At 67.7% G+C, this 6,000-nt stretch carries 8 protein-coding genes; 3 read left to right on the top strand and 5 right to left on the bottom strand.

Going from position 1 to position 6,000, the window contains the following annotated elements; translation table 11 throughout:
* Positions 1 to 721 (top strand): DNA-directed RNA polymerase subunit beta (locus NGR01S_RS21060; RefSeq protein ID WP_444979988.1); only part of this gene is annotated, 721 nt, incomplete at its 5' end.
* Positions 722 to 865: 144 nt separating this feature from the next.
* Here NGR01S_RS21060 and NGR01S_RS21055 read toward each other — a convergent pair.
* The 5 genes from NGR01S_RS21055 to NGR01S_RS21035 all read right to left on the bottom strand — a co-directional run bounded on the left by NGR01S_RS21055 (position 866) and on the right by NGR01S_RS21035 (position 4,150).
* A complete protein-coding gene (locus tag NGR01S_RS21055) occupies positions 866 to 1,387 on the bottom strand; it encodes a P-loop nucleotide/nucleoside kinase family protein (RefSeq protein WP_169811943.1) in 522 nt (173 codons plus the stop codon).
* A gap of 89 nt (positions 1,388 to 1,476) precedes the next feature.
* Positions 1,477 to 1,683, bottom strand: coding sequence for a DUF397 domain-containing protein (locus NGR01S_RS21050; protein ID WP_063039375.1), 207 nt, complete (start codon positions 1,681 to 1,683; stop codon positions 1,477 to 1,479).
* On the bottom strand, positions 1,680 to 2,561 hold the full coding sequence (locus tag NGR01S_RS21045) for a helix-turn-helix domain-containing protein (protein ID WP_063039373.1): 882 nt from the start codon (positions 2,559 to 2,561) through the stop codon (positions 1,680 to 1,682). Before NGR01S_RS21045 ends, NGR01S_RS21050 begins: the two co-directional genes overlap by 4 nt.
* 142 nt (positions 2,562 to 2,703) lie before the next feature.
* Positions 2,704 to 3,051, bottom strand: a complete 348-nt coding sequence (locus NGR01S_RS21040; RefSeq protein ID WP_063039371.1) for a DUF1330 domain-containing protein — start codon at positions 3,049 to 3,051, stop codon at positions 2,704 to 2,706.
* A 97-nt stretch (positions 3,052 to 3,148) separates the two neighbouring features.
* Positions 3,149 to 4,150, bottom strand: coding sequence for a TIGR03617 family F420-dependent LLM class oxidoreductase (locus tag NGR01S_RS21035; protein ID WP_063039463.1), 1,002 nt, complete (start codon positions 4,148 to 4,150; stop codon positions 3,149 to 3,151).
* A gap of 378 nt (positions 4,151 to 4,528) precedes the next feature.
* Here NGR01S_RS21035 and NGR01S_RS21025 point away from each other — a divergent pair, with 378 nt between their 5' ends.
* Both NGR01S_RS21025 and NGR01S_RS21020 read left to right on the top strand, forming a co-directional pair.
* A complete protein-coding gene (locus NGR01S_RS21025; protein ID WP_063039363.1) occupies positions 4,529 to 5,140 on the top strand; it encodes a TetR/AcrR family transcriptional regulator in 612 nt (203 codons plus the stop codon).
* A gap of 214 nt (positions 5,141 to 5,354) precedes the next feature.
* Positions 5,355 to 5,999 (top strand): formylglycine-generating enzyme family protein, encoded by a 645-nt coding sequence (locus NGR01S_RS21020; protein ID WP_218020806.1) that lies wholly within the window; start codon positions 5,355 to 5,357, stop codon positions 5,997 to 5,999.
* The last annotated feature ends 1 nt before the right edge of the window (position 6,000 follow it).

Genomic DNA, 6,000 nt, shown 5'->3' with positions numbered 1-6,000 from the left:
GACCGGCTGGGAGGTGCCGCTCCCCGGCGGTGACCGACCCGAGTGGGCGCAACGCCTGCCCGACGAGCTGCTCTCGGCGGCGCCGGATACGAATCTGGCGACACCGGCGTTCGACGGGGCACGCGAGGAAGAACTCGCCGGACTATTGGCCGCCACGCGGCCGAATCGGGACGGCGAGGTCATGGTCGGGGCGGACGGAAAAGCGACCCTGTTCGACGGCCGCTCGGGTGAGCCGTTCCCGTACCCGGTGGCGGTGGGCTACATGTACATCCTGAAGCTGCACCACCTGGTCGACGACAAGATCCACGCCCGCTCGACCGGCCCGTACTCGATGATCACCCAGCAGCCGCTCGGTGGTAAGGCGCAGTTCGGTGGTCAGCGCTTCGGTGAGATGGAGTGCTGGGCCATGCAGGCCTACGGCGCGGCCTACACGCTGCAGGAACTGCTGACCATCAAGTCCGACGATGTGGTGGGCCGGGTGAAGGTCTACGAGGCGATCGTCAAGGGCGAGAACATTCCGGAACCGGGCATCCCGGAATCGTTCAAGGTTCTGCTCAAGGAACTCCAGTCCCTGTGCCTCAATGTCGAGGTGCTGTCGGCCGACGGCGCGGCCATCGATCTGGGGCACGGGGACGACGACGAACTCGAGCGCAGGGCGACAAACCTCGGAATCACGCTGTCCAGGGACGAATCACCTTCGATCGACGAGATCACGAGCTGAGAGCCTCGGGCAGCCGCGCGCCGGTGTACAGTACGCGGCTGCACGGTGGCTCCGACGGAAATAACGCGCATCCGCGCCGGTGCTCAGCAGTAGACGTCGGAGCGAGGTCGGTATGCGCCGCTCCGTCGTCGTTTCGGCCCGCGGCTACGGTCCTGCACCGGGAAGTGCGGCGCGGATCGTGGCCACATGCGCTGCCGCGCTTCCCGTGTTGTCGATCAGGATGCGCGGTTCGGTGAACGGCTCCCAGCGCCGGGATCGCACCTGAGCCCAGGTCGGGTTGCCCTGTCCCGGCCGATCGGGTGTGCGGGACTCCACCCGGCGGCGATGTTCGGCGGCGTCCGAGCAGATCACCTCCACCCAGTCCAGCGGAACCTTCGATCCGAGCGCAAGATCGCTCCACATCGTTCTGGCCTTCCGGAGGTTGTTGCACGCGTCGACGACCACGGGCCGCCCGCCCAGTAACTGGTCCTCGGCCACCCAGGCTGCCGCGACGTAACCGACCGGATTGTTCTCGAACGGCGCCAATGTCGAAACGATCGCTGCCTCGAAGGTATCGATACGCAGGAACGTCGCACCGAGTTCGTCCGCGAGAGCCCGTGCCAGGGTGGTCTTTCCGCATCCCGGGAGACCGGCGAACACCACCAGACGAGGAGACCCGGCTGCCATACGACCGATCCTAGGGGGCGCATCCGAGCAGCGGTCCGGACGGGCGCACATACCGGACCGTCTGCACAGCTGCCGCCGTGCCGATCGAGTTAGCCGCCATCGGCACGCCCATCCGGGGTGCCACCGGTGAAGACGTCCCACTCGGCGGCGGTGAAAACGAGCGCCGGGCCGGTGGGGTTCTTGGAGTCACGGACGCCGACATGCCCGCCGTCGAGGAATGCGACCTCCACACACTCCTTGGTTCCGCCACTGCGACTGCTCTTGAACCATTTCGCTTCGGATAGGTCGACGTTCACCGTTGGTGCTCCCTTGCTGCCGTGCGCAGCAGATTCCTGCTGCCGACCTCATCCAGCGCGGCGCTTTGAACGAGATCGCACGCCTCTACGTATCGCTGCACAATACCGACCTTCTCGCTGTACATGTCGCCGGTGTAATTCTCGGCGTAGACGATCGTCGGCTCGGCGGGTCTGCCCGGGCCGTCCGCGTCGAACTCCATGATCACGAAAGGGCCGATCTGCTCACCGACGGGCATTCCGGCAGAGAAGGGCAGGACGCGCAGTCGCACGTTCGGGAGCGTGCCGGCATCGGCCAGATGCCGCAATTGCGTTGCCATGACCCGAGGCCCGCCGATCGTCCTGCGCAGCACCGTCTCGGCCAAGATGACGTTGAGCCGGGCCGGCCGGGCATTCCGGGTGATCAGCGCCTGCCGCCGCATCTTGAGCCGGACACGCTGCTCGCGCTCCTCTACGGTGTCGTCGGGACTCGCGACCCGGGCCAACGCGCGTGCGTAGTCCTGGGTCTGCAACAGACCCGGTACGAGGTCGGGTTGATAGGTCGTCAAGACCCGGGCCGCGGATTCCAGTCCCATGTACACACTGAAGTTGGCCGGAATCACACTGCCGAATTCGTGCCACCAGGACCTTGCGCCTGTTTCGCGGGCCAGTCCCCGCAACCCCGCCGCTTTCTCCTCGTCGATCTCGTAGATCTCGATCAACCCGTCCAGATCGCGAATGCGGATCCGCTGGTTCTGCCCCGTCTCGATGCGTTGCAGGCTGCTCTTGCCCCACTCCATGAGCGCCGCCGCTTCGGCCATGGTCAGGCCGATCGCTTCACGTGCCTCGCGCAGATATCGGCCGAGTTGCCGTCTCGTGATACTGCTGTCCCTATCAGTCAAAACCGTCCCCTTTTTGGCTGGATGAGAGCTCCGAATCGCGAGATATACATACTCGCAGTCCGGCAGCGGCACGCCGGTTTTCGGTTATCTCGTGGGTCGGGTCCTCGGGCGTCGCGGGGCGGACGGGTGCGGCGTATCGCGCTCACCCGGCGGCTATGGACTCCCGCATGGCCGCGGCGGTGGTGGCGGGGTCGTAGCCGGGGGCGACGCCGTCGACCAGGATCAGGTCGCCGTCGATATGCCGTGTGCGCAGCGGCGCGATCTCCCGATAGGCGGGGGAGTCCCACCAGGCCCGGGCCTCCTCCATGCCGGGAAAACCGATCATTACGACGGAACCGGGCCAGCGGCCTTCCTTGACCTCGTGCTGGGCGACGTGGACGAGGAAGCGGCCACCGAAAGGCTCGAAGGTGGCGGGGATGCGCTCGATGTACTCGGCGATCTCGGGATGCGGATCGGCCGGCTGCAGATGGGCGATAACGTAGGCGGGCATGGCGTCGTCCTCTCGATCGGTTCGATATACCGATCATGACGGCGAGCGGACCGCCGCACGATTACCTCGGAGGTAAACGGATCGGCTACCCGCGGGGTTATCGGCCCAATCCGGCGGCGAGGGCGGCGATCTGCTCGGCGGGCGGGTCGTATCCGGGGAAGTAGCAGCACACCCGGTCGGTGAAATCGCCGAAACGGCGGATGATCTCGGCGGAACAGTCCTGTGGAGTGCCGCGGACCGCGAGGGTATCGACCATATGGTCGGAGATCCGGTCGGACATGGTCATGATGTTGCCGGTCTTGGAGAGGGCGTTGAGTTCCGGTTGCAGCTGTTCCCAGCCCTCGACCTCGAGCACCGGCCGGTACGCCGGGGTCGAACCGTAGAACGCCAGCAGCCCGCGTACGCCGGTCGAGGCTGCCGCGAGTTCTTCCGCCGACCGGCCCATCGCCACGATCACCTGCGGATAGAGAGGGAATTCGGTGCGGCCCGCCTGCTTCATACCCTCCGCCACGGCGGGCAGCGTGCGCTCCCGGAAATGCCGATGGCTGTGGAAAGGCATCACCAGCAGCCCGTCCGCGACCTCCGCCGCGGTCCGGGTCATCAGTGGGCCGAGCGCGCCGAGCAGTACGGGTGGGGGTCCGTACGGGTTCGGGCCGGGAACGAAAGTGCTCGGCATGAGAGTGTGCCGGGTGTACTCGCCGCGGAAATCCAACGGCGAGCCGTCCTGCCAGGCCTGCAGGATCGTCCGCACCGCCAGCACTATCTCGCGCATCCGGGCCGCCGGCGCGGACCAGGTGGCACCGTAACGCTTCTCGATATGGGGACGGATCTGCGAACCGAGTCCGAGCCGGAACCGCCCACCCGACATCAAGTGCAGGTCCCACGCGGCATGCGCGAGGTGTATCGGGCTGCGCGGCATGGCGATCGCGACATTGGTCATCAGGTCGGCGTCCACCCGGCCGGCCACGGCGGCCAGGGGGAGCATGACATCGTGGGGGCCTTCGAAAGTGAAAAGCCCCGCCGCGCCGGCGTCGACGAGGGTCCGGGCGCGTTCGGCGCTGCGGTCCGGGCGGGCGTCCAACTGGAGATCGAGCAGCATCAGTTCATCCAAGTACACCCGGGCGGTCTCGAACAGGGGTTCGGCCCGGCCGGGCCGAATCGGTATGGGGGCCGGGGTGGGACGGACCCGGGCGTCTCTCCACCCCGGCGCGCCGGCACCCGCCCGGCCGGTCCGTACCTTCGGCCGCGAGTTCGCCCACCCCGGGGTGCTCGTCGCGCTCGCCGCCGGGTATCCGAACCCGCGGCCGCGGCCGGCCGATCGGGCGCTGGTCGCCGCGGCTCGCGCGGCGATTCTCGATGGTGCGCCGGAGGCGGACGGCCACCGGCGCGAGCAGCCCCGCTGGACGTTTCGCCGTGCTACCGCGCCGGACCTACGACACGGTTGGACGCTGTGAAACGGCATTCGTACCCTCGTTACGTGACGGACGGCTACGACGAGGTCGACGAGAAGATCATGGACGCCGCGCTGGAACGGATCCTGCAACTCGGGATCCGCCGCTCCAGCCTGGAGGACATCGCGCGCCGTGCCGGGATCAACCGGATCACCATCCACCGCAGATTCGCAGGGAAGGACAAACTGGTCGAGGCCGTCATCGAACGCGAGACCCGGCGCATGCTGGACGAGGTGACCGCGATCGCCGATGCCGCCGACGGCGTGGACGCGCAGATCGAGGAGACCACGCTGCACGTCCTGCTGCAGACCCGCATCCACCGATTGGTCACCCACTTGCTGCGGGTCGCCCCGGACGAAGCACTGAGCTTCTACACCGTGCAGGGCGAGCACCTGGTCGGTCTCGGTATCGACTACATCTCCGGCATGCTCACCTATGCCCAGAACGCCGGCCTGATCGACCGCTACGACCCCCGGCCGGTCGCCGAACTGGTCGCCCGTCTGGCCCATTCGCTGATGCTCACCCCGGGCAACGGCGGCGGCACCGATTTCACCGATACCGAGCAGGCCCGGGCTTTCGTCCGCACAACCATCGTGCCGCTGATGAAACACGGCATTCCCGGTTCTTCCCAGGGGTGAAATGCGCGACGCGGTGAGCGAAGGCGATCACCGCGACCAGCGCCGCCGATCGAGTGGTACGGGTGACGACGGAGGACCTCGGGGTGCGCGCCGCTGCTCGCCGTCGATGACCGCGCCGCAGGTCCGGGCACCGTCACTCGCTGCGGTGCCCTGGCCCGGGTGCTTTCGTACAGGTAGGTTCGACCGGGTGAATGCGTACGTGGGAGGGATCGACCTGGTCGATATCCCGCCGGGACGGGTGACGTTGTCGGATCGGCGGACACAACGCAGTTGGTCGGTGGAAGTCGGTCCGTACCGGCTGGGGGCCGTGCCGGTCACGCGATCGCAGTACGCGCAGGTCACCGGCTGCCGGCCGGACGGGAGTCCAGGAGACCGGCTGCCCGCCGACAGCATCTCCTGGAACGAGGCAGTTCTCTTCTGCAATGCGCTGTCCGAACACGACGGCCTGACACCGGCGTACCGCGTCGGCGCCGACGGCGAGGTCACCCGGGTCGCGTCGGCCGGCGGATATCGGCTGCCGACCGAGGCGGAGTGGGAACACGCGTGCCGCGCGGGCACCACCGGCCCGCGCTACGGCCGGCTCGACGATATCGCCAGGTACCGCGAGAATTCCGACGACCGACTGCCCGAGGTGCGGACTCGGCGGCCCAACGCGTGGGGGCTCTACGACATGCTCGGCACGGTCTGGGAATGGTGCTGGGACCTCTACGACCCGGAGGTCTACGGCAGCTACCGGGTGCTTCGCGGGGGCGGGTGGTTCGACGAACACTGGAGTTGCCGCGCCTCGGTCCGCCGGCGCAGTCATCCCACGGTCCGGCTCGACGATATCGGGTTCCGCGTCGCGCGGTCGGCATCGTGAC

It is taken from the genome of Nocardia grenadensis NBRC 108939 (assembly GCF_001613445.1).
GTDB lineage: Bacteria > Actinomycetota > Actinomycetes > Mycobacteriales > Mycobacteriaceae > Nocardia > Nocardia grenadensis.
This window is presented reverse-complemented; position numbering and strand designations above follow the sequence as displayed.

Excerpts from the sequence above, each read along its gene's own strand:
- NGR01S_RS21055 (WP_169811943.1), bottom strand. The coding sequence starts at position 1,387 with ATGGCAGCCGGGTCTCCTCGTCTGGTGGTGTTCGCCGGTCTCCCGGGA.
- NGR01S_RS21040 (WP_063039371.1), bottom strand. The coding sequence starts at position 3,051 with ATGCCCGCCTACGTTATCGCCCATCTGCAGCCGGCCGATCCGCATCCC.
- NGR01S_RS21035 (WP_063039463.1), bottom strand. The coding sequence starts at position 4,150 with ATGCTGCTCGATCTCCAGTTGGACGCCCGCCCGGACCGCAGCGCCGAA.